Source organism: Variovorax trehalosi, from assembly GCF_051216415.1.
Lineage (GTDB): Bacteria > Pseudomonadota > Gammaproteobacteria > Burkholderiales > Burkholderiaceae_C > Variovorax.
The window spans coordinates 1,321,225-1,343,340 of sequence record NZ_JBPJZG010000001.1; the positions used below are offsets into that span (position 1 = coordinate 1,321,225).

Sequence of the window (22,116 nt, forward strand, 5' to 3'; positions counted from 1 at the left end):
CATGGAAACGACGCACGAGGTGTTCAACCAGCCCGCGCCACTCGCGGACTACAACCTGTTCGAAACCAACCGGCCGCTGCGCGATGCGCTGAAGTTCAACGCGCCGCAGCTGCAGGTGGCGCCGCTGCAGGAGCTGGGCGTGACCATCGGCTCGGCCGAGATGCAGACGCATGCGCGCCTGGCCAACATCCACACGCCCGAGCTGCACACGCACGACCGCTTCGGGCGGCGCATCGACGAGGTGGAGTTCCATCCAAGCTACCACGTGCTCATGTCGGCTGCCGTGGGCGCCGGCTTGCATGGCACGCCGTGGGCTGGCACGTCGGCATCGCCGCATGTGCTGCGCGCGGCTGGCTTCATGCTCTTCACCGAGCTGGAGCCGTCGATGCTGTGCCCGATCTCGATGAGCTACGCGGTCACGCCCGCGCTGCGCGGCAATGCGGCCGTGTATGCAGATTGGGGCCCCAAGCTCACAAGCCTTTGGTATGACCCGGCGCTCAAGTCGTTCAAGGACAAGCCCGGCGTGACCATGGGCATGGGCATGACCGAGAAACAGGGCGGCTCCGACGTGCGGGCCAACACAACCAAGGCCGTGCGCGACGGCAGCGACGCCTGGGGCGAGCGCTACGCGATCACCGGCCACAAGTGGTTCTTCTCGGCGCCGATGTGCGATGCCTTCCTGGTGCTCGCGCAGGCCGAGGCGGGGTTGAGCTGCTTCTTCCTGCCGCGCGTGCTGCCCGATGGCACGCGCAACGCCATCCATATCCAGCGCTTGAAGGACAAGCTCGGCAACAAGGCCAACGCGAGCTCCGAGGTGGAGTTCCACGGCGCCAGCGCCTGGCTCGTGGGCGAGGAGGGGCGCGGCATTCCGCAGATCCTCGAGATGGGCACGATGACCCGGCTCGACTGCGCGCTCGGCACCAGCGGCCTGATGCGGCAGGCATTGAGCATCGCCATCAACCACGCCAGCCAGCGCAACGCCTTCGGCAAGCCGCTGATCGAGCAGCCCTTGATGAAGAACGTGCTGGCGGACCTTGCACTCGAAAGCGAGGCCTCGACCGCACTGGCCATTCGTCTGGCCCGCGCCTTCGACCATCCGGACGACGAACACGAACGCCTGATGGCACGCCTGCTCACGCCGGTTGCCAAGTTCTGGATCTGCAAGCGCGGCAGCCACTTCGCACAGGAAGCGATGGAATGCCTTGGCGGCAACGGCTATGTGGAAGAGGGCGGCGAAGGCATCATGGCGCGCGTGTATCGCGAGATGCCGCTCAACTCGATCTGGGAAGGTGCTGGCAACATCATGGCGCTCGACCTGCTGCGGGGCCTGCGCAAAGGCGATGCGGTGGCGGCGCTGACGAAGGAACTGGCGCCAGCCCGCGGCCAGCACGCTGCGCTCGACCGGCTGGCGGACGCGCTGCCGGCCCGCATCGAGGCGATGGCCTCCGAGGTGGAGGCGCGTCGTCTGGCACAGGACGTGGCACTCGCCGTGCAGGCTTCACTGCTGGCACAGACCGCGCCGCCCGCGGTGGTCGGCGCATTCTGCGCATCGCGATTGGGCGGCGACTGGGGCAATGCCTTCGGCACGCTGAGGGCGGGCACCGATTTCGACTCGATCATCCAGCGGGCACAGCCGCGCTGACCACGCAAGATCACCCCACAGGAAACACGAACCATGGCCGACCTGATCCTCCACCACTACACCACCTCGCCGTTCTCGGAAAAGGTGCGGCTGATCCTCGGCGCCAAGAAGCTGCCGTGGAAGTCGGTCTTCATCCCGCCGATCATGCCCAAGCCCGATGTGGAACTGCTCACCGGCGGCTACCGCAAGACGCCGTTCCTGCAGATCGGCGCCGACATGTATTGCGACAGCGCGCTCATCGCCGACGTGCTGGAGCATCTGCAGCCCGAGCCCACGCTGTACCCGGAGCCCGAGAAGGGCCTGTCGCGCATCCTCGCGCAGTGGGCCGATACCACGCTGTTCTGGGCCGCGATGGCCTGGAACCTGCAGCCCAAGGGCGCGGCCGAGGTGTTTGCCAAGGCGCCGCCCGAAGCCATCAAGGCCTTCGGCGAAGACCGCGGCAAGATGAGCGCGGGCAACATGACGCGCCTGCGCCCGGCCGATGCCACCAGCGCCTACAAGTCGTACCTGCGCCGCCTGTCGGACATGCTGGACGACAGGCATTACCTGCTCGGCGAAGTGCCGAGCATCAGCGACTTCGCGGCCTATCACCCGCTCTGGTACACGCGGCGCATCGAGTCGGTCCGCACCATCCTCGACCTCACGCCCGCGGTGGTCGACTGGATGGACCGCATGGCCGCCATCGGCCATGGTGCGCCCGAGAAGTTCAGCGCCGACGAGGCCATCGCCGTGGCCAAGGCCGCGACGCCGCACACGCTCTTGACCGACAGCACCTTCCAGGACGACCACGGCATCGCGCTCGGCAGCGCCGTGACCATACGCGCCGAGAGCTTCGGCCTGGAGGAAACGACGGGCACGCTCGTGGCCGCCACGCGCACGCACTACACGCTGGAACGCAGCGGCGAGCGCATCGGCACGGTGCACGTGCACTTTCCGCGCATCGGCTACGTGCTGAAAAAAGCGGAAGCCTGAAACGCACGCGGCCGGGGCACCTTCGTGACTGCGCGGCGGCGCGTTCCGTATTTCAATAGCGCTTCCAACGTCAGAGACATTCAACGCAAGAAGGACACCGGCAAATGATTCAGGACTTCAAGGGCAAGACCGCCGTTCTCACCGGCGCAGGCTCGGGCTTCGGCCTCGAATGCGCGCGCATCGGCGCCGCACGCGGCATGAACCTCGTGCTGGTCGACGTGCAGCAGGACGCGCTGGACAAGGCCAAGGCCGAGATGGAAGCCGCCGGTGTGCAGGTGCTGGCCCGCAAGGTCGATGTGTCCGATGCCGCGCAGATGGAGGCGCTGGCCGCCGCCGTGAAGGAGCGCTTCGGCGCGCCGCACTTCGTGTTCAACAACGCCGGCGTCGGCGCGGGCGGGCTCGTGTGGGAGAACACGGTCGCCGACTGGGAGTGGGTGCTGGGCGTGGACCTCTGGGGCGTGATCCACGGCGTGCGCCTGTTCACGCCGATGATGCTCGAAGCCGCCGCCAAGGATCCGGGCTACCGCGGCCACATCACCAACACCGCCAGCATGGCGGGCCTGCTCACGCCGCCCAACATGGGCATCTACAACGCCGCCAAGGCCGCGGTCGTGAGCCTCACCGAAACGCTGTACCAGGATCTGACGCTGGTCACCGACCAGATCGGCGCGAGCCTGCTGTGCCCGTACTTCGTGCCGACCGGCATCACGAGCAGCGAGCGCAACCGCCCGAATGCGCCCAAGGACACCGAGCTCACCAAGAGCCAACTCATCGGCCAGGCCATGAGCAACAAGGCAGTGAGCAGCGGCAAGATCACCGCGGCCGAAGTCGCGGCGAAGGTGTTCGACGCCATCAGCGACAACCAGTTCTACGTGTTCAGCCACCCCAAGGCATTGGGCAACGTGCGTGCCCGCATGGAGAACATCGTGGCGATCGAGAACCCGGCCGACCCGTTCCTCGAACGGCCGGAGATCGGCCAGAAGCTGCGCGAGCAGCTTCGCGCAGCCTGAGGTTGCGCGGGTGCGCGGTCAGTTGTAGCTGACCGTCACCATCGCGGCCGCCACGCGTCCCGCGGGCGGCTGCTGTTGCGCCGCGATCGACAGCTTGCCTCCGTCCAGGCCGATTGCGCGTGCCTCTGATGGATCGAAGGGATGGTGTCGACCCTGGGCATCGGTGAACACGGTGCGCAGGGGCAGGGCGCCGAGCCCGTCGATGCGCACGGTGCCGCTGGGGCGGTCCACGCGTTGCTGCACGAAGGAGAGCTCGGCGACGGGGCCCGATCCGCTCATGCGGTGGGCTGCCGTTGGCGCCGATGCCGGCGCTTGCGCCGCGAGGCGCATCTCATACGGGGCGGCGACGATCTCGCCCGTGAAATGAATGGTGCCGTCGGCAGCACGTGCATCGGTCGATGCCATGCAGGTGGAAAGCAATGCCAGTGCCGCGAACACGCGCGAGTCATGGTGCTTCATCTCGAACCTCTCCTGAACTGTCTGAACGATCTTCTATTTACTCCCTGTTTCTTTTCGATGAAACCATGTTCCATGCGCAGGCGCAAGCTGCAAAGCCCTACGCCGCAACCCGCTTCAGCGCAGCCGCAACGAAGACGACTGCGGCGAGCGCCGATGAGGCGGTTCGCACGCTGTTCCACAGCGTCCAGGTCTTGAGGTAGGTCTGCCAGAACGCATGACCGTCGGTGGGCGAGGTCGCAGCCAGCTGGTTGTTCAGCGGCACGTTGAGAACCATCGTCACGCCGAAGCAGCCGACCACGTAGAGCAGGCAGGCGAGCAGGACCAGTTGCGAGTCCAGTTGCGAGATCGAGAACAGCGACCAGCCCCCGAGCACGATGCCCAGCACGGCGCTGCCCATGAAGAAGAGCATGAAGCTCGGCGTGATCACCGTGACGTTGATCGCGTTCATCGCGTGGATGCCTTCGCTGTTCTGGATGCGCGCGAGTGCAGGCATCACGAACGAAGAGAACGCGTAGAAGATGCCGGCGACCATCGCCGTGGAAAAGGCGCTCGCCAGGATCAGCACCGTGGCCGTCTTGCCCATCATCACTTCGCTCCCCAGACGCCGGTCGGGGCCGTGCGCGCAACGTAGTCGGCGAAGGTGCGCGGTGGGCGGCCCAGCGCTTGCTCCACGCCGTGGGCGATGGGCGTGTTGCGGCCATCGAGCACCGTGGTGAACAGGTAGATGACGAGCCAGGAAAGGTCCTGCGGCAAGCCGGCTTCGGACAGGACCTTGGCGTAGTCGTCCATCGAAATGATGTTGCAGCCGATCTGCCGATTCGTCGCACGGCCGATCTCCGCGATGGCTTCCGGGAAGGTGAAGGCCTGGGAGCCGGTCAGCTCGTAGAGCTTGCGGCTGTGGCGGCTGTCCACCAGCGCGTCAGCGGCGATGTCTGCGATGTCATCGGCGTCGATGAAAGGCTCCGGCGCCAGCCCTTCGGGCAGGGTGATCGCTCCGGCGACGATCTCGTCCAGAAAGTAGTTCTCGCTGAAGTTCTGGAAGAACCAGCTGGCGCGCACGATGGTCCAGTCGAGCGTGGTGGCCTGCAGGGTTTTCTCGGCGTCCTGCGCTTCGGGCTCGCCGCGGCCCGACAGGAGCACGATCCTTTCGACGCCGGCCTTGGCGGCGGCATCGTAGAACGCGGCCACCGTGTCGACGGCACCCGGCACGCACAGATCGGGCTGGTAGGCGACGTAGACGGCGCGCACGCCGTCGAGCGCGGCGGTCCAGGTGGTCCGGTCTTCCCAATCGAAGCGCGGCTGCGCGGAGCGTGAGCCGACGCGCACGGCGTGGCCCGCGGCGCGAAGACGGTCCAGAACACGGCCACCGGTCTTGCCGTTCGCGCCGAGAACCAGGATGGGATGCGCGTCATCCCGGATGCTGCTGCTGATTGCCATTTTCGAACTCCTTGAGATAATGTGAGTAACGCTCACGTAAAAAATGATAGTTACTCACATTTTGAATGTCAACTCCCGGATGAAGCCATGACACGCAGTACACCTTTGGCATCGCAGGTGGCCGTCGCGGAGGCACCCTCGGCCAGAAAAAGCCCGATCCAGGAGCGCAGCAAGGCGCGCGTGGAGCGCATCCTCGAGGCGGCGGCCGAGCTGATCGTGCGCGGCGGCAGCGACCAGTTGAAGATGAGCGAGGTCGCCGCATCCGCCGGCATCTCGATCGGCTCGCTCTACCAGTACTTCCCCGAGAAGGCCGCGCTGATCCGCATGCTGGCCGAGCGGATCAACGCGCGCAGCCGCGAGTGCATTCGCGACGGACTCAAGGACGTGACCGACCTCGCCAGCCTGCAGTCGTCCTTCGCGGCGCTGGTGGACGTGTACTACGCGATCGTCAACGAGCGCCCCGTCATGCGCGACATCTGGAGCGGCATGCAGGTCGACCGGCAACTGCTCACCCTGCAGGTCGCGGAAAGCCGCGCCTGCGGGCAGATGTTGGCCGATGAGATGCTCAAGGTGCACAGGGTGCGCGGCCGCGCCGACACGAGGCGCGTCGAGCAGGCCGCCTTCCTGATCTGGGAGATGGGCGAGGCGACCATCCGCCTGGCGATCGCGGTCGATGCGGCCGAGGGCGCGGCGCTGGTGGCGGCCTACAAGCGCATGGCGCTTCGCGAAATCACCGATCCGTTGGGGTGATCAGCCGCGATCAGCCGTGATCACTCGGACGTGGCCTGCGATTCGATCCATTCCCACACGGCCCGGATCGCCGGCTCGTCCTCCCGCCCGTTCGCGGTCGCCAGAAAGTAGCTCCCCGTATCGAGCGCCGGCCCGAAGGGCTGCGCCAGCGCGCCGCTGCGCAGCTCCTCGGCCGCGAGCGTGAGGCTCAGCAGCGCAACGCCGTGGCCCGCCAGCGCGGCGAGCATCGCGTGCGTTTCGTCCGAGAACGACAGGCCCGCGGCCCTGGCCGACCGTCCACGCGGCGGCGCGATGCCTGCTTCGCGAAACCAGCGCGACCACAGCGCGGGCGCCAGCGCCTGCGGTTGCCAGTCGCAGTGGATCAATTGGTGCTTCGGCAGATCGCTCCTGCGGCGCAGGCCCAGCATCGGACTGCACAACGGCGCATAGCGCTCGGGCATCAGCTCGCTGACCACCAGGCCTGGCCAGTTGCCGCTGCCCGAGCGCACCGCGATGTCCGCATCGCCGCGCGCCAGGTCGACCAGCGTGTCGCCCGCATGCAGCCGCAACTCGATGCCCGGGCAGGCCTTGCGAAAGGCTGTCATGCGCGGCAGCACCCAGCGCGCCGCGAAGGCCGTGTTGGTGGTGAGCGTGACCGACTGCGAAGCCGCAGGCCGGCGCAGCCGGTCGACGCCCGCTTCCAGCGCATCGAAGCCCATGCGCAGATCGTCGAAGAGCCGCTGGCCCGCGGGCGTCAATGCGAGCTGCCGCGTGAGCCGGCGAAACAGCGGCTGCCCCAGCGTGTCCTCAAGCGCGCGCACTTGGTGGCTGATGGCCGAGGGCGTGACCGACAGCTCGAGCGCCGCGCGCTGGAAGCTCAGGTGCGCAGCAGCGGCCTCGAAGGCCCGCAGCGACAACAGAGGCGGCAGGCGGCGCGGCGGGCGAATGGATGAGCCAATCTCTTGCATGAAGGGAGAAATGATCGTTTGTGAATGGCCAGTCGTATCCATAGATTCAAGGCCTGTGCAGTCATTCTGACAGCGCAACACAGCGTAGATCAATTCACCCATTCCCCGAAGGAACGACATGACCCTCAACCTGCTTCACATCGACGCCAGCGCCCGCCCGGGCCTCTCGGGCACCGACCCCCACGGCTCGCACACGCGGCGCCTCTCTGCACGCTTCGTCGAGCGCTGGCACGCGGCCCGGCCCGGCGACCGCATCGACCACCTCGACGTCGGCCAGCATCCGCCCGCCTACGTCGACAGCCGCTGGATCCACGCCGCCTTCACCGCGCCGGCCGACCGCGAACCCTGGATGGCCGACGTGCTCGCCGAAAGCGACCGCCTTGTCGATCAGCTCGTGGCAGCCGATGTGATCGTGGTCGGCGTGCCGATGTACAACTTCAGCGTGCCCGCGCAGTTCAAGGCGTACATCGACAACATCGTGCGCGTGGGCCGCACCTTCGGCTTCGACCGTGCGCGCGGCGCGGTGCCTTATTGGCCGATGCTCGCCGACGCCGGCAAGCGCATGGTGCTGCTCGGTGCGCGCGGCGACCACGGCTACGACCCGGGCGGGCGCATTGCGCACCTGAACCATACGGAGACGTCGGTGCGTTCGGTGTTCGGCTACATCGGCATCACCGATGTCCATGAGGCGGCGGTGGAGTGCGACGAATTCGGCGGCGAGCAGCTCGCGCAGTCGATGCGCAAAGCCGAGGCTGCGGTCGACCGGCTCGTGGACGAGCTCAGCGGTACGAAAGAACGAGCCCGTGCACCAGTCGCGTCCACCCATCCAGCATCACGAACAGCAACAGCTTGAACGGCAGCGAGATGGTGGTGGGCGCGATCATCGACATGCCGAGCGCGAGCAGCACCGTCGCCACGATCAGGTCCACCACCACGAACACCAGGTAGATGATGAAGCCGATCTGGAACGCTCGCGTCAACTCGCTGAGCGTGAAGCTGGGCACCAGCACCATGAAGTCGTCGTCCTTCAGCTGCTCGGCGCGCGCCTTGGGCCAGATGTTGGAGGCCGACTTCAGGAAGAACTGCCGTTCGCGCTCGTGCGTGTGCTTCTGCAGGAACTCCTTCACCGGCACCTTGGCGGCATCGATCACCGCCATGATGTCGCCCATGCTTTCGCCCTTGACGCCGAAGTTGCGGGTGCGCAGCGTGTCGCCGATGTCCATGCCGACCGGCGCCATGATGTAGACCGTCAGGATGATCGCGATGCCGTTGAGCACCATGTTCGGCGGCGTCTGCTGCAGGCCGAGCGCGGTGCGCAGGAGGCCGAACACGATCACCAGCTTGGTGTAGCTCGTCACCATCAGCGCCGCGAAGGTCGCGAAGCCGAACGCGACCATCACCGCGACAAGGGTGAGTGGCTCCGGGATTCCTCCTTGCATCGCTATGGCCTCGTTCTATGTTCTCAGACTTCGCCGGGTGCGAACTCCGACACGCGCACCCCCAGGCGATCGCCCACCGCCACCAGGTAGCCCTTGCCCAGCACGTTGCCGTGCGCAAGGATGCGCACCGGGCTGCGGTTCAGCGGCTCGGCCAGGTCGAACACATGGCCCGCACGAATGCTTTTGAGTTCGCCGAGCGACAGCGACAGGTCGCCCACCTCGAAGCGCAGCGTCACCTCCAGCGCATCGAGCCGGTCGAGCGGCAGGTTGACGTTGTTGTCTGCGGCGGCCGTAGGGTCGGCGGGCGTGTCTGGCTTCATGGCACTGTCTCTCGATTGCTGAACGGTGATGCGCGAGCCTTCGGCCACGGCCGAGAGAAAGAGCCCGGTCGGGCCACCCAGCGCAGCGGTGACGACGATGCCGCCGCCCGAAGAACTCCATTGCTCGATGCCGACGATGTCGCCGGGGCGGATGCTGCTGATCTCGCGCAGCTGGATCGGCGTGCTGCCGAGCTGGAAGCTCACCGGCATGCGCAGCGTGTGGAAGGCCTCGCTGGTGCGCACGGCATGCAGCGGGCCGGTGGTAGGTGGCACGAGGGCATCGAGCGTCGCGGCATCGTCGAACTGCACGAAGCCGCGCAGCATCGCGCCGCCGTCCGACGGCGTGGCCACGAAGAAGGCCGCGCGCTCGGGGTCGCAGTGCACGAGCGGCTGCTCGCGGGCCTCTCGCGCATCGCGCGGTTCTCTCGCTTCGGCCTCCGACGGTTGCCATTCGAAATGCAGGCGCAGCGCTTTCTCGAGCGCGTCGATCACCGGGTGCAGCGCATCGGCCAGGAGGATGTAGCGCAGGTCACGCGGCAACAGGTCGATGCGCCGCTCGCCGAGCAGCACCTGCATGCTCGGCGCATCCATCGCGAGATGGCCCACGTGCGCGCCGAGCCTGAAGCTGTAGCGCTCGCGCGTCGTGTGGCCGAAGGCCGCATCGTGGTGCCACGCGAGCTGGTAGCTCACACCGCGTGCCGCCACGCCATGCAACGGCGCAGCCGCATAGAGACGATTGAGCGCTCGCACATTCGCCGCATCGGCGCGAGGCAATGCGCGAGCCTCGCCGAGTTCCGTCACCGCTTCAACGGCGTGGCTCGGCATGCATGCTTTCGTTCGAACAATGGCTACGTTCTGTCACTGTCTACATACCTTGGAGCAACAACGCGAACAGCTTCGCATCGGGTCGGCGCAGCTTAGCGAAAGGGGCAGGGCGCAGGTAGTACGGGAACGCGTAGTGCCGCGCGCGCCACAGGTCATTCGTACTTACGAGAACTCGTGGTTGCCGTGATCGGAGGGCGCCGCTTAGAGTCCAGCGCGACGTGACGTTCTTCACGTTCGTTGTGCAACTGAAGTGCAGTGCGCATCAGAAAACAACTCCAAGATTCCACTTGAGCAAGGACGCAATGGCGAGTTCCTCGCGATCTCTTCAACAGTACCGCGGAAGCATTCGCGACCTGCTGGGCAATGCAGGCCGCTACAACGATTTGTTGCTCGCGGCGTTGCTCGTGGTGGTGGTGGCGCTGTTCGTATTGCCGCTGCCCACGCCGCTGCTCGACTTCCTGATCGCGAGCAACCTGGCCATCAGCCTGGTGCTGCTGATCGTCGCGATGTACGTGCCTTCGGCGCTGTCGCTGTCGACCTTTCCGTCGCTGCTTCTGTTCACCACGCTGTTCCGCCTTGCGCTGAATATCGCGTCCACCAAGCTCATCCTTCTGCACGCCAACGCCGGGCACATCATCGACACGTTCGGCAAGCTGATCGTCGGCAACAACGTGGTGGTCGGCGGCGTGGTGTTCCTCATCATCGCGATCGTGCAGTTCATCGTGATCGCCAAGGGCTCCGAGCGCGTGGCCGAGGTGGCGGCGCGCTTCGCGCTCGATGCCATGCCGGGCAAGCAGATGAGCATCGACGCCGATGTGCGCGCCGGCGTCCTCTCTTCCGCCAAGGCGCAGAAGCAGCGCCGCCTGCTCGAGCAGGAGTGCCAGCTGCACGGCGCGATGGACGGCGCGATGAAGTTCGTGAAGGGCGATGCCATCGCCAGCATCGTGATCGCGCTGGTCAACATCCTCGCGGGCATCGCCATCGGCACGCTGATGCACGACATGACGCTGGGCGGCGCGCTGCAGCGCTACGCGATCCTCACGGTGGGCGACGGCATGGTGTCGCAGATTCCGTCGCTGCTGGTGTCGATCGCCGCCGGCATCGTCATCACCCGCGTGAGCACCGGCGACCGCCGCGACTCGCAGCTCGCGCAGCAGATCGGCGACCAGCTGATGGCGCACCCACGCGCGCTCATCATCGCGGGGCTGGCGGTGGCCAGTTTCCTCATCGTGCCGGGGTTTCCGAAGTGGGTGTTCGGCATATTGGCTGCCATCTTGATCGGGCTGGGTCTTGCAATGCGCATGCTGCGCCAGCAGCGCAATACGCCGGGCTGGATCTCGCACGGCGGCGGCGTGGCCGCCGAAGAAACCGACACCGACCATGCCATTGCCGCGCCGCTCGCGGTTCGCCTGTCGTCGGGCCTGCGCTCATCGGTCGATCGCTACGTGCTCGACCAGCATCTCTCGCTCGTCAAGACCTCGGTCGAATCCGACCTCGGCCCGATCTTTCCGCGGCTGCAGTTGAACTACGTCGATGGCCTGGGCGACAACGAATACCAAGTGCTGGTGCACGACGTGGCCGTGGCCCGCGGCACGCTCAAACCCGACTGGCTGCTCGTCGATCCGGCGCAGGCCGTCACCACACCGCCGGGCGCTGAAGTCGCAGAGCCCTTCGGTCCGTTTCCGCGCGTGGTGTGGGTGCCGGGCCCCGAGCCGGGCCTCACGACGTGGACCGGCGCGGAGGTCGTGGGCCTGCATGTGGACCACACCGTGCGCCGCAACGTGAAGGACCTCATCGGCCTGCAGGAAGTGCAGCGCCTCCTGCATTCGGTGCAGCGCGATGCACCCGAGCTCGCCGCCGAAGTGTTGCGCGTGGCCTCGGCTCAGCGCATTGCCGAGGTGCTGCGCCGGCTGCTGCAGGAGGGTATTCCGATCCGCAACCTGCACGCCATCTTCGAGAGCCTGACGATGTGGGCCGCCAAGGAGCAGGACGGCATTGCGCTGACCGAACTGGTGCGCATCCACCTCGGGCGCTACATCACCAGCCGCTATGTCGGTGCGAACCGCCAGCTCGAGGCGATCCTCTTCGAGTCCAGCCTGCTGGACCGCGTGCAGAACGCCATCGAGCGCTCGCCGCGCGGCAACCTGCTGCTGCTGAGCCCGGCCGTGACACAGGATGTCCGCGAACAGTTGCGCCGCATCCTCGGCTCGACCGCCAACCGCGTGGTGGCGATCGCGTCGTCGGACGTGCGCCGCTACATCAAGACGTTGATCGAGCCGGTGGCGCCGCAGCTGGCGGTGCTGTCCTACCAGGAGATCGACGACGACGTGGCCCTGCAGCCCGTGGGCTGGATCACCAATCCCGAAGCGCATTGATGAACGACGACAACAACCTGCATTCCGAGGGAGCTGAAACGAGCCATGACACCGCAGAACATTCTGGACATCACGCGCGAGGGCCTGATGCTCGTGCTGTGGATCTCATTGCCGGTGGTGGCGGTGGCCACGCTGTCGTCGCTCGTCGTGGCGGTGCTGCAGGCGGTGACACAGGTGCAGGACCAGAGCATCGGCCAGTCGATTCGTCTCATTGCGGTGATGGTGGCGATCATCGTCACGGCCGGCTGGCTGGGGCGCGACGTGATGCGCTTCGCCGAGCGCGCGTTCCTGTCGCTGACTTCGCTGTCGTGACCACCGCGATGATGATCGTCATGCGCCTTCTCGTCGTCCGCCGCCAGGCCTTCATGCTGCTGGCCTGCGCCATGCTGATGCTGCTCGTCGTGCAGCAGAGCATGGCGGCGGAGTTCCGCTGGCAGAACAAGCCCTTCCAGATCGTTGCCAACGAGAAGCCGCTGAACGACTTCCTGCGCGAGCTGGCGTCGTCGCAAGGCATCACGGCGGTGATCGACCCCAAGGTCAATGGCGTGATCAGCGGCAAGTTCGAAGGGTCTGCCAAGACCATCCTCAACAGCGTTTGTTCGGTCAACGGGCTCACCTGGTACTACGACGGCGCGTTCCTGTTCGTCGACCTGGCGGCCGATGCGAAGAGCGAGGTGCTGCCGATCGCAGCCGAGAACGCCGGGCGCATCGCCGAAACGCTGGTGCGCCTGCGCATATCCGACGAACGCTACCCGCTCAGCATCAGCGAACGCGATGCCAGCGTCTACGTGACCGGCCCGCGCCGCTATGTGGAAATGGTGCGTCAGGCCGTGAAGCTGGCCGACCAGAAGACCGCGATGGCCGAGGGCGCCGAGATCCGCTTGTTCCCGCTCAAGTACGCGTGGGCCTCCGACTTCCGGATCAACCGCTCGGGCAAGGAAACGGTGATTCCGGGTGTGGCCAATGTGTTGCGCAGTCTTTATGGTCGGAGCACCGGCAACCAGTCTTCGGGCGGCAGCGGCTCCGGCGGCCGGGGAACCAACGGCACCCTGTCGGTCGGGCCGAGCCGGCAGATCAAGCTGCGCAGTGGTGAATCCATCAATGCGCCGAAGGTCGACATCGCGGGTGCGGGTCCGGGCGGCGACACCAACACGCTGGGCGGCATGTCGAGCATCGTGGGCAGCGAGCTGCCGCAGTTCCAGGCCGACACCCGCATGAACGCGGTGCTGGTGCGCGACATGCCCGACAAGATGGCGCAGTACGCCAAGCTGATCGAATCGATGGACACCCGCCCGCGGTTGGTCGAGATCGAAGTGACCATCATGGACATCAGCTCCGACAACCTCAGCAGCCTGGGCGTGGACTGGCGCCTGCACGGTCGCCATGCCGACTTCCAGACCGGCCGCGGCGACCGCGGGCCGCTCACCTGGGGCGGCACGGGCAGCGAGGCGGGGCAGATCGGCAGTGTCGACACCTCGGGCAACCCGCTCACCCCACTGGGCGGCATGTTCACCGCCGCCATCGGCAACAGCGCGCGCAACTATCTGCTGGCCCGCGTCACCGCGCTGGCCACCAACGGCAACGCCAACTTCGTGGCACGCCCGAAGGTGATGACGCTGGACAACACCGAGGCCGTGCTGGAGAACCTGAGCGAGTTCTACGTGCGCGTGGACGGCTTCCAGGACGCGGGCCTCTTCAGCATCACCGCCGGCACCGCCGTGCGCGTGACGCCGCTCATCATCGACGAGAAGACCGGCCGCGGCGTGATGATGTCCATCGACATCGTCGACGGCGACCTGAGCCCGCAGTCCGTCGACAGGATCCCGATCGTGCGGCGCCGCACCGTCAACACGCAGGCGCTGGTGGACGAGGGCGCGAGCCTGCTGATCGCCGGCTACTCGTCGGAAGAAAAGAGCAATGCGATCACCGGCGTTCCGCTGCTGAAGGACATCCCCGGCGTGGGTGGCCTCTTCCGGTACACGGACAAGAAGCAGAACAACATGGAACGCTTCTACCTGCTGACGCCACGCCTGGTCACGCCCGGCTCGACGGCATCGGTGCCGTTGCTCCCATTGCCCGAGCCCGGAGGTTGAGCATGAGCGGCGACATTCCGTTCGACGACAACCCCGGTGCCGCGGCCCCGGCGCCGCAGGCCATGCAGGCGCAGGCCGCCGGCTGGTGCCTGCGCTTCCTGAGCGGTGCGGTGAAGGGCCGCACCATCGTTCTCAAGCCCGGCATCAATGTGCTGGGCTCGGGCGGCGAATGCGAAGTGATGCTGCCGGGCGGCGACGTGCTGCCGCGCCACCTGGCCTTCACCGTGGGCGAGCTGGTGGTGTCGATGCAGCGCCTGGGCACCGCCTCGGCGCGCCTCAATGGCCAAGAGATGCAGCAGCCGCGCAAGAGCGTGGTGGCCGGCGACATCGTGAGCGTGGGAAAGATCGACTTCCAGCTCGACCGCACCTATCCCGTCAACGCGCGGGAGGACCGGATGTTCGCGCCGGCCCACGACGCATCGGCCGACGACCGCGCCGAAGCGCCGGAGCCCGCATCGAACGCGCGGCGCGTGGGACTGCTGGTGGGCGGCGTCCTGGCGCTGCTCGCGGTGATCGGCATCGCGGCGGTCTCGCTGGGCCTGGACCGCGGCGGCATGGGCGGCGGCAATGGCAGCGTGAACCTTGCCGAGGTGGAAAAGGCGCTGGTGCCCTTCCCCGAGGTCGAGGTGATCGCGGCGCCCGGCGGGCAGTTCGGCGTCAAGGGCTATGTGGAGTCGAAGCAGCGGCGGCAGACGCTGGAGCAGGCGATGGCGCGCTTCGGCACCAAGGTCAGCGTCAACGTGCATTCGGCCGAGGACATGGTCGAGCAGGCGCGCCGCTACGTCGGCGACCCGGGCGTGGCCGTCACCTACACCGGCCAGGGCCGCCTGGTACTGAGCGGCACGGTCGAGGACGCCACCGTGCGGGAAAAGATTCGCCGGCTCGGCGAAGACCTGCATCCTTCGGTGCTGGTGGTCGACAAGGTGTCGTACCGCGAGAAGCCGAAGCCTGAGGCCAGGGACGACGAGATGCGCACGCAGTGGGACAACCTGCAGAGCGCGCTGCCGGCCCGCATGGTGAGCATCACCGAAGACGGCGATGGCCTGCGCCACATCCAGCTCGCGAACGGCAATCGCTACTACGAGGGCTCCGTGCTGCGCTCAGGCGCCGAAATCAAGCGCATCGACGCCGACGGCCTGGTGCTGAGCGGCGGCGTGCCCAACAAGAAACCGGTGAGGTGAAAGACGTGCAGCCCGATGCCGTCTGCGAACCCCGCCGCCCCCGATTTCATGAGGCGATGCCACCGGCGCGTCCATGGAATGGCTTCGTCCTCCCAAGGATGGAGCGCTTGCGTCCCGAAACGACACAACCTCAACCATGACAGGAGTTTCCCTATGGCTACCAATGGAGTCGATACCTCTATCCAGCAAATGCAACAGGCCGCCGCCGACCAGGCCAGGCTGATGAGCGTCAGCATGGCCGCGGGCGCTGCCATCTCCGCAGCGTCCTCCACGGCCCAGACGGTGAATGGTGCCAATGCCGCCGGCACGGAAGTGGCGAAATCCACCGGCAACGACATTCGCCAATCGGCCAAGCAGAGTTGACGGCGAGGCACGCGCGAAGCCGCAGGGCTTCGCGCGGCCCTTTTTTCTTTCAGAGGAGTGAACCATGACCGATCCCATTGCCTCGGCAGCCATCGGCGCGCCCCCACCTGAAGTCGCCAATGCCGCCGCGGCGACCTCCGCCGGGAATCCGGCGCAGCAGGGCGCGGGTCCCACGCGCTTCGAGCCGGGCGACACGCGCATGTTCGCCAACATGATGCAAGGAGTGCAGGCGCCGCCAGCGGGAACGGCCACGCCCAGCGCGATCGGCGATGCGGCCAAGTCGCTCGCCGCGCAGTTGTCGGGCAACGTGCGTTCGATCGAGGACATGCGCAAGAGCATGCTGGAGTCCATCGATTTCGCGGACCCCATCAAGACCATGTTCGTGATGACCGATCACGCGATGGAGGCGAACATGATGTTCGCCAAGATGCACATTTCCACCGGGCTGGCCAGCGCCGCAACCAGCCTGTTCGGCAGCCTGTTGAAGAACCAGCAATGAGGCTGCACATTCGCATGCGCCTGCTTGCAGGGCTCCTGCTGCTGCTCGCACTGACGGGCTGCAAGGTCGCGCTGTATTCCAACCTCAAGGAGCAGGAGGCCAACGAGATCGTCGCGGCCCTGTCCAACGAAGGCATCGGCGCCACCAAGACGAAGCTCGAAGGAACCAGCTGGCAGGTCGAAGTGGACGAAGACCGCCTGAGCCGCGCACTCGACGTCTTGCGGGTGCAGGGCCTGCCTGCCGAGCGCTTCGCAAGCATGGGCGAGGTGTTCCAGAAGCAGGGGCTGGTGTCCACGCCCTCCGAAGAGCGCATGCGCTACATCTACGCCATCTCGCAGGAGCTGGCGCAGACGCTGCGCAGCATCGACGGCGTGGTGGACGCGCGCGTGCACGTGGTCATTCCGGCCAACGACCCGCTGAGCGAGAAGATCCGGCCCTCGTCCGCGGCGGTGTTCATCAAGCACCGGCCCGACGTCGATCTGCGGCTGCTTTCCCCGGCGGTGAAGGACATGGTCGCGCACAGCATCGAGGGGCTCACGCACGACCAGGTGTCGCTGTCTCTGTTCGAGGCGCGCCGCACGTCGAGCGCGATATCCGCCGCCAATGCGGCGGATTCCCCGATGGTGCTGGGCCTCTTCACGACGCAGACGGCCATGGTGCTGCTGGGCCTGCTGCTGCTCGCGGCGGTGTGCCTGATGGTGCTGCCGGCATTGCTGCGCAGGCAAGGGCTGGACTGGCGCAGCTGGATGCGCCGCCAGGTGCTCAGGCGCTGAGCACGCAAGGCCATGGCTGCATCGCCCCCCGCACTCCCTCCCACCGCGGCCGCGCCCGGCCCGATGGACCTGGTGCGCCTGGTGATGCGCTTCAACCTGCATCCCGAGGCCGACCTGCACCCGAGCTGGTTGCCGGCGAACTGGCCGGCGCGGCATCGTTCGCTCGCGCGCATGGGGCCGGCAGGGCTCGCCGTGCTCGCCGACATGCTGCGGTGCGGACAGGCGCCGGCGAATGCGGCGACCGACTACAACTTCGATTCGCGGCTCAAGCGGCTGGCGCTGCTCGATGCCGCCTCGCTGCGCCGCCTGGCGGCCTACCTCGGGTTCTGCGTCCACCTGCCGCTCTTCAGGGTGCGTGGCGGTGCCGGCCTGCAGATTCGCCGCCAGGCCCGCCGATTCGACCGCGATGCGGTGGACTTCGTGCTCGACCGCGTGCCCCAGCTCACCGAGCTGCGCATGGACAGCGCCATGGTGCAGCAGCGGCCCCTCTCCACCGGCCGCGTGGTGCTCGACCGCGGCTATCGCCTGCTGCTGGGCGCCGCGGCTTCCGAAGGGGAGACCGTCCTGCACCGCCTCAAGCACAAGCTGCCGCGGCGGATTTCTGCCTTGGGCGTGCCGCAATTCGAGCCGCGCCAGGCCCTGCAACTCAACGAACTGATGCTCTCCTGCATCGTTCCCGAAAGACTGCCGCAATGGGACTGGCTTTTCTGATCACCACCGAGAACCTGCAGCTCCTGAGCGAGCGCAAGGTGCTCAAAGAGAACGAGTACGCGGCCCTGCTCGATGCATCGGCCGTGGTGGACACCGCGCGCCAGGAAGCGCGCCGCATCACCCAGCAGGCGATCTCGGATGCCGAGGCGAGCCGCCAGCGCGGCTATGAAGACGGCCTGAAGCGTGCCAAGGCCGAGTACGCGCGGCAGCTGGTTTCCGAGACCATGGCGGCCGAGCGGCAACTGCACTCGCTGCGCAGCGCGATGGCGCAGATCGTGGTCAAGGCGGTGGGCAAGTTCATCGCGGATGCCCGGCCCGAAACGCTGTTCGAGGCTGCGCTGATGCGCGTCGACACATTGATCCGCAGCGAACCTTTCATCAGCGTGCGCGTGGCCCCTGCGCAGGAAAGCTCCATGCGCGAGGTGCTGGCGCGCCTGCGCACCGAGTCGCAGTGGACCATGACGGTCAGCGTCGTGGCCGACCCGGCCCTGGCGGTCGGTGCCTGCGTGGTGCAGACCGCGTCGGGAACGCTCGAGCTGGGCGTGGACGCCCAGCTCGAAGCATTCCGCCGCGCGGTCGAACGCGGCGGCATGGCCGATGGCCCGGAGGGCAAGCGATGAGCACGCACGACCTGTCCGACGCCGCACTCGGCCTGGTCGCCGACCTGGAGCAGGTGTTCGGCCGGGCGATGCCGGTCGGCATGCGCGGGCGGGTGAGCAAGGCGGTCGGCATGCTGATCGATGCCACCGGCATCCAGGCCCACGTGGGCGAGCTGTGCGAACTGGTGACGCCGGGCGAGCCGCCGCTCCTGGCCGAGGTGGTGGGCTTTCGCAACAACACCGCCATCCTCACGCCGCTGGGTCCCATCACCGGCATCTCGGCGCTGACCGAGGTGGTGCCTACGGGGCGCGGCCATGTCTGCCCGGTCGGCGCCAGCCTGCTGGGCCGCGTTCTCGACGCGCTGGGCCAGCCGATCGATGCGCTCGGGCCGCTCACCACCCATACGCGGCTGCCGGTGCACCGCGAGCCGGTGAGTCCGCTCGCGCGACGCATGATCGATGCGCCGCTGGCCACCGGCATCCGCGCCGTCGACACGCTGCTCACGCTCGGCGAAGGCCAGCGCGTGGGCGTGTTCGCGCCGCCCGGCGTCGGGAAGAGCACCTTGCTCGGCATGCTGGCGCGCGGCTCCACGGCCGAGGTCAACGTGATCGCGCTGATCGGCGAGCGCGGGCGCGAGGTGAAGGAGTTCATCGAGCACAACCTCGGCCCCGAAGGGCTGGCCAAGACGGTGATGGTGGTGTCCACCTCCGACCGGCCGCCGATGGAGCGCATCAAGTCGGCCTATGTGGCGACCACCATCGCCGAGCACTTTCGCGACCAGGGCAAGAAGGTGCTGCTGCTGGTCGATTCGCTCACCCGCTTTGCGCGCGCCCAGCGCGAGATCGGCCTGGCCAGCGGCGAGCCGCCCACGCGGCGCAGCTACCCGCCGTCGATCTTCTCGATGCTGCCGCAGTTGCTGGAGCGCGCGGGGCAGGGCAAGACCGGCTCCATCACGGCGGTGTATTCGGTGCTGACCGAAGGCGACGAAGAGAACGACCCCATTGCCGAAGAGGTGCGCTCCATCCTCGATGGCCACATCGTGCTGTCGCGCAAGATCGCGGCGGCCAACCGCTACCCGGCCATCGACGTGCTGGCCAGCATCAGCCGCGTGATGCCGCTGGTGACTTCGCGCGAGCACGGCGCGGCGGCTGCGCACTTTCGCAGCCTTCTGGCCAAGTACCAGGAGATGGAGCTGCTGGTGCAGATCGGCGAATACAAGGCGGGCAGCGACGCGCTGGCCGACGAGGCGATCCAGGCGCGGCCCGCGATGCTCGACTTCCTCTCGCAGCCGCCCAAGAGCAGCCAGCCCTTCGATCAGTCGCTGGCCGCATTGCTGCGCCATGCCCCGCGGGCGGAGGCTGCACGATGAGCAGCAGCATCGACTGGAAGCTCCTGGTCGACGTGCGCGAGCGGCAGAAAACCGCCGCGATGGGCGTGGTCGTGCGCGAGCGCGCCGCCGCCGAGGAAAGCCAGGCGCAGCTGCAGCAGGCCGAGGCCCGGCAGCAGCAACAGGTGCAGAACAAGCTGCAGCACTGGGAGGCCACGCGGGGCGCGCTGTCGGGCGGCCAGTGCAGCGTGGCGGAATTCCGCAGCGCGGGCGCATGGAGCGGCGCGCTCGATGCGCAGATCGCCCAGGCCGGCGAGGCCGCCGCCGAGGCCGCGAGGGCGCACACCGAGCGCGAACAGGTGCTTGAAGAAAGCCGCCGGCAACTGCGCGCCGCCAGCGGCGAGCTCGAAAAGGCCCAGCAGATGCAGCAGCGCGCGCGCACCGAGCGCCTGCATCTGCAGGAGCTGCGGCTCGAAGACGCCAACGAAGAGAGCACTGCGCAGGCCTGGGCCATGCAGCGGCCCGCCTAGGCAAGGGAAGAAGCAACAACCATGGAAAGCTTCGAACTCGGCCACATGGAGCAGTTCTTCTCGGCCGTGGTGCTCACGCTGCCGCGGCTGTTCGCGATCTTCGCGGTCGTGCCTTTCCTGTCGGGCGGAATGATCACCGGCGTCGTGCGCAACGGCATCCTGCTGATGCTCGCGATCTTCATGTCGCCGGTGGCGGGCGAGATGCCGCCCCTCTCGATGGCCACCTGGGTGCTCATCGCCGGGAAGGAGGCCCTGATCGGAGTGATGCTCGGCCTGGGCTTCGGCATCTTCATCTGGGCGATCCAGAGCGTGGGCGACCTGATCGATTTCCAGACCGGCTCCAGCAACGCGTCTTTCTTCGACCCCGTGGCGGGGCACGAGAACGGGCCGACCAGCGAATTCCTGGGCTGGGTGGTCATCACGCTTTTTGTGTCGGGCGGGGGGCTGCTCGCGATGCTGGGGGCGGTGGTCGATTCGTACCGCCTCTGGCCGGTCGCGTCCTTCTTTCCCAACCTGGGCGTGGTGCTGGAGCAGTTCGCGGTGCGCCAGGGCGACACGCTGTTCCTGTGGATCGTGAAGCTGGCCTCGCCCGTCATCGTGGTGCTGCTGCTGGTGGAACTGGGCGTGGGCCTGGTGGGCCGGGTGGCGCCTCAGCTCAACGTGTTCGTCTTTGCGCAGCCGCTCAAGAGCCTGGTGGCGCACCTGATGATGCTGCTGTTCCTGTTCTTCGTGTACGAGTCGCTGCAGGACTTTCTGCGGCCCGAGAACAGCGTGCTGCATTTCCTGCGGTCCACGCTGTAGCGGACAAGGCATGGCAGAGAAAGACCAGGACCCCACCGACAAGCGCCTGCGCGATGCGCGCAAGCGCGGCGAGGTGGTGTTCAGCACCGACGTGGCTTCGACCGTGGTGTTCGTCGTGGTCGTGGTGTCGCTGTGGCTGGGCGGCAGGCTGATCTACGCCCTGTTGCGCGAGTTGTGGCTGCATGCGACCAGCGTCACCCTGCTGACCAACCCCGACGACCGTTTTGCGGAGCTGCTGCTGCAAACGGGCGAGACGCTGGTGTGGGGCACGTTGCCGATCATGGCGATTGCCGCGGCCGCGGGCATCGTGGGTTCGCTCTTCCAGGTCGGCGGCGTGTCCGCGTGGGAGCGCCTGAAGCCCGACGTGAGCCGCATGAACCCGGCCGAGGGGCTGACGCGCCTTTTCTCCACGCGCAGCCTGATCAACCTGCTGAAGATGAGCACCAAGACCGCGCTGCTCGCGGCATTGATGTACGTGGTGGTGCGCGGCTTCATCGACACGGCGCTCAAGCTGGGCTATGCGGGGCCGGAGGCCATCATGACGACGGTGGCCCACATGGTGCTGGTCGCCTTCGGCTGGGCGGTGGTGATCTACGCGGTGATGGCGATGGTCGACTACACGCACGAGCACCACGAGTTCATGAAGCAGCAGCGCATGTCCATCGAGGACATCCGCCAGGAATACAAGGAGATGGAGGGCGACCCCATCAACCGCTCGCGCCGGCGCTCGGCCCATTTCGAGGCGGTGTACATGAGCCTGAACGACCGGGTGCGTGCGTCGTCGGCGGTGATCCATTCCCCGCGCATCGCCATCGCCCTGCAATACCTCGGGGAGACCGACCTGCCGCGCGTGATCGCGCGCGGGGAGGGCGAGGTGGCCGCGCAGATCCGGCGCTTCGCAAGCGAAGGCCTGATTCCCACTGAGTTCGAACCCACGCTGGCCGAGCGCATTTACGAAGAAGTGCCGGAGGACCAGCCGATTCCACGCGCGCTGTATGCGCCCGTGGCCAAGCTGCTGCGCTGGGCGCAGGGCAACGAATCCTGACAGAAATCGACGATTGA

24 protein-coding genes are annotated in these 22,116 nt (G+C 67.1%); 18 read left to right on the forward strand and 6 right to left on the reverse strand.

Annotation, left to right across the window (positions count from 1 at the left end; genetic code table 11):
* Position 1 precedes the first annotated feature (1 nt).
* The 3 genes from ACSFA7_RS06215 (at position 2) to ACSFA7_RS06225 (ending at position 3,624) form a co-directional block, all read left to right on the forward strand.
* A complete protein-coding gene (locus tag ACSFA7_RS06215) occupies positions 2-1,642 on the forward strand; it encodes an isovaleryl-CoA dehydrogenase (RefSeq protein WP_435498549.1) in 1,641 nt (546 codons plus the stop codon).
* 33 nt (positions 1,643-1,675) lie between these two features.
* Positions 1,676-2,614 carry a glutathione S-transferase family protein gene (locus ACSFA7_RS06220; RefSeq protein ID WP_435498550.1) on the forward strand — a complete coding sequence of 313 codons (939 nt, stop codon included), beginning with the start codon at positions 1,676-1,678 and terminating at the stop codon, positions 2,612-2,614.
* Between the two features lie 104 nt (positions 2,615-2,718).
* The gene (locus ACSFA7_RS06225; protein ID WP_435498551.1) at positions 2,719-3,624 is read left to right on the forward strand and encodes an SDR family oxidoreductase; all 906 of its coding nucleotides are present in this window, start codon (positions 2,719-2,721) and stop codon (positions 3,622-3,624) included.
* Between the two features lie 18 nt (positions 3,625-3,642).
* Here the strand turns inward: ACSFA7_RS06225 and ACSFA7_RS06230 are convergent, their stop codons facing one another.
* The 3 genes from ACSFA7_RS06230 to ACSFA7_RS06240 all read right to left on the reverse strand — a co-directional run bounded on the left by ACSFA7_RS06230 (position 3,643) and on the right by ACSFA7_RS06240 (position 5,520).
* A complete protein-coding gene (locus ACSFA7_RS06230; RefSeq protein ID WP_435498552.1) occupies positions 3,643-4,083 on the reverse strand; it encodes a hypothetical protein in 441 nt (146 codons plus the stop codon).
* A 97-nt stretch (positions 4,084-4,180) separates the two neighbouring features.
* Positions 4,181-4,669 carry an anthrone oxygenase family protein gene (locus ACSFA7_RS06235; RefSeq protein WP_435498553.1) on the reverse strand — a complete coding sequence of 163 codons (489 nt, stop codon included), beginning with the start codon at positions 4,667-4,669 and terminating at the stop codon, positions 4,181-4,183.
* Positions 4,669-5,520 carry an NAD(P)H-binding protein gene (locus tag ACSFA7_RS06240; RefSeq protein WP_435498554.1) on the reverse strand — a complete coding sequence of 284 codons (852 nt, stop codon included), beginning with the start codon at positions 5,518-5,520 and terminating at the stop codon, positions 4,669-4,671. Before ACSFA7_RS06240 ends, ACSFA7_RS06235 begins: the two co-directional genes overlap by 1 nt.
* 87 nt (positions 5,521-5,607) lie before the next feature.
* Between ACSFA7_RS06240 and ACSFA7_RS06245 the strand changes: the two genes are divergently transcribed.
* The gene (locus tag ACSFA7_RS06245; RefSeq protein WP_435498555.1) at positions 5,608-6,270 is read left to right on the forward strand and encodes a TetR/AcrR family transcriptional regulator; all 663 of its coding nucleotides are present in this window, start codon (positions 5,608-5,610) and stop codon (positions 6,268-6,270) included.
* A 20-nt stretch (positions 6,271-6,290) separates the two neighbouring features.
* On the opposite strand, the gene ACSFA7_RS06250 is transcribed toward ACSFA7_RS06245, so the two are convergent.
* The gene (locus ACSFA7_RS06250) at positions 6,291-7,217 is read right to left on the reverse strand and encodes a LysR substrate-binding domain-containing protein (RefSeq protein ID WP_435498556.1); all 927 of its coding nucleotides are present in this window, start codon (positions 7,215-7,217) and stop codon (positions 6,291-6,293) included.
* Positions 7,218-7,335: 118 nt separating this feature from the next.
* Between ACSFA7_RS06250 and ACSFA7_RS06255 the strand changes: the two genes are divergently transcribed.
* Positions 7,336-8,070 carry an FMN-dependent NADH-azoreductase gene (locus ACSFA7_RS06255; protein ID WP_435498557.1) on the forward strand — a complete coding sequence of 245 codons (735 nt, stop codon included), beginning with the start codon at positions 7,336-7,338 and terminating at the stop codon, positions 8,068-8,070.
* Here the strand turns inward: ACSFA7_RS06255 and sctR are convergent.
* Positions 7,997-8,656 carry a type III secretion system export apparatus subunit SctR gene (gene sctR / locus ACSFA7_RS06260; protein WP_206179158.1) on the reverse strand — a complete coding sequence of 220 codons (660 nt, stop codon included), beginning with the start codon at positions 8,654-8,656 and terminating at the stop codon, positions 7,997-7,999. The two genes, ACSFA7_RS06255 and sctR, sit on opposite strands and share 74 nt — an antisense overlap.
* Before the next feature lie 23 nt (positions 8,657-8,679).
* Positions 8,680-9,801, reverse strand: coding sequence for a type III secretion system cytoplasmic ring protein SctQ (gene sctQ, locus ACSFA7_RS06265; protein ID WP_435498558.1), 1,122 nt, complete (start codon positions 9,799-9,801; stop codon positions 8,680-8,682).
* A 287-nt stretch (positions 9,802-10,088) separates the two neighbouring features.
* Here sctQ and sctV point away from each other — a divergent pair, with 287 nt between their 5' ends.
* The 13 genes from sctV to ACSFA7_RS06330 all read left to right on the forward strand — a co-directional run bounded on the left by sctV (position 10,089) and on the right by ACSFA7_RS06330 (position 22,099).
* Positions 10,089-12,176: a type III secretion system export apparatus subunit SctV gene (gene sctV, locus ACSFA7_RS06270; protein ID WP_435498559.1), complete on the forward strand. Its 2,088-nt coding sequence runs from the start codon at positions 10,089-10,091 to the stop codon at positions 12,174-12,176.
* Between the two features lie 45 nt (positions 12,177-12,221).
* Entirely contained in the window at positions 12,222-12,488 is a 267-nt protein-coding gene (gene sctS / locus ACSFA7_RS06275; RefSeq protein WP_435498560.1) for a type III secretion system export apparatus subunit SctS, read from the forward strand.
* Positions 12,485-14,269: a type III secretion system outer membrane ring subunit SctC gene (gene sctC / locus ACSFA7_RS06280; RefSeq protein WP_435498561.1), complete on the forward strand. Its 1,785-nt coding sequence runs from the start codon at positions 12,485-12,487 to the stop codon at positions 14,267-14,269. The genes sctS and sctC overlap by 4 nt, the downstream gene beginning before the upstream one ends.
* Positions 14,270-14,271: 2 nt before the next feature.
* Positions 14,272-15,450, forward strand: a complete 1,179-nt coding sequence (locus ACSFA7_RS06285; protein ID WP_435498562.1) for an FHA domain-containing protein — start codon at positions 14,272-14,274, stop codon at positions 15,448-15,450.
* A gap of 153 nt (positions 15,451-15,603) precedes the next feature.
* On the forward strand, positions 15,604-15,813 hold the full coding sequence (locus ACSFA7_RS06290; protein ID WP_435498563.1) for a hypothetical protein: 210 nt from the start codon (positions 15,604-15,606) through the stop codon (positions 15,811-15,813).
* Positions 15,814-15,877: 64 nt separating this feature from the next.
* Complete coding sequence (locus tag ACSFA7_RS06295) at positions 15,878-16,312, forward strand: hypothetical protein (RefSeq protein ID WP_435498564.1); 435 nt, start codon at positions 15,878-15,880, stop codon at positions 16,310-16,312.
* On the forward strand, positions 16,309-17,085 hold the full coding sequence (gene sctJ / locus ACSFA7_RS06300) for a type III secretion system inner membrane ring lipoprotein SctJ (protein WP_435498565.1): 777 nt from the start codon (positions 16,309-16,311) through the stop codon (positions 17,083-17,085). The genes ACSFA7_RS06295 and sctJ overlap by 4 nt, the downstream gene beginning before the upstream one ends.
* Positions 17,086-17,097: 12 nt before the next feature.
* The gene (locus tag ACSFA7_RS06305; RefSeq protein WP_435498566.1) at positions 17,098-17,796 is read left to right on the forward strand and encodes a SctK family type III secretion system sorting platform protein; all 699 of its coding nucleotides are present in this window, start codon (positions 17,098-17,100) and stop codon (positions 17,794-17,796) included.
* Positions 17,778-18,416 carry a type III secretion system stator protein SctL gene (sctL, locus tag ACSFA7_RS06310; RefSeq protein WP_435498567.1) on the forward strand — a complete coding sequence of 213 codons (639 nt, stop codon included), beginning with the start codon at positions 17,778-17,780 and terminating at the stop codon, positions 18,414-18,416. The genes ACSFA7_RS06305 and sctL overlap by 19 nt, the downstream gene beginning before the upstream one ends.
* Entirely contained in the window at positions 18,413-19,765 is a 1,353-nt protein-coding gene (locus ACSFA7_RS06315; RefSeq protein WP_435498568.1) for a FliI/YscN family ATPase, read from the forward strand. The genes sctL and ACSFA7_RS06315 overlap by 4 nt, the downstream gene beginning before the upstream one ends.
* On the forward strand, positions 19,762-20,253 hold the full coding sequence (locus ACSFA7_RS06320) for a serine kinase (RefSeq protein WP_435498569.1): 492 nt from the start codon (positions 19,762-19,764) through the stop codon (positions 20,251-20,253). The genes ACSFA7_RS06315 and ACSFA7_RS06320 overlap by 4 nt, the downstream gene beginning before the upstream one ends.
* A gap of 21 nt (positions 20,254-20,274) precedes the next feature.
* Entirely contained in the window at positions 20,275-21,054 is a 780-nt protein-coding gene (gene sctT, locus ACSFA7_RS06325; RefSeq protein ID WP_435498570.1) for a type III secretion system export apparatus subunit SctT, read from the forward strand.
* 10 nt (positions 21,055-21,064) lie between these two features.
* The gene (locus ACSFA7_RS06330) at positions 21,065-22,099 is read left to right on the forward strand and encodes an EscU/YscU/HrcU family type III secretion system export apparatus switch protein (RefSeq protein ID WP_435498571.1); all 1,035 of its coding nucleotides are present in this window, start codon (positions 21,065-21,067) and stop codon (positions 22,097-22,099) included.
* The last annotated feature ends 17 nt before the right edge of the window (positions 22,100-22,116 follow it).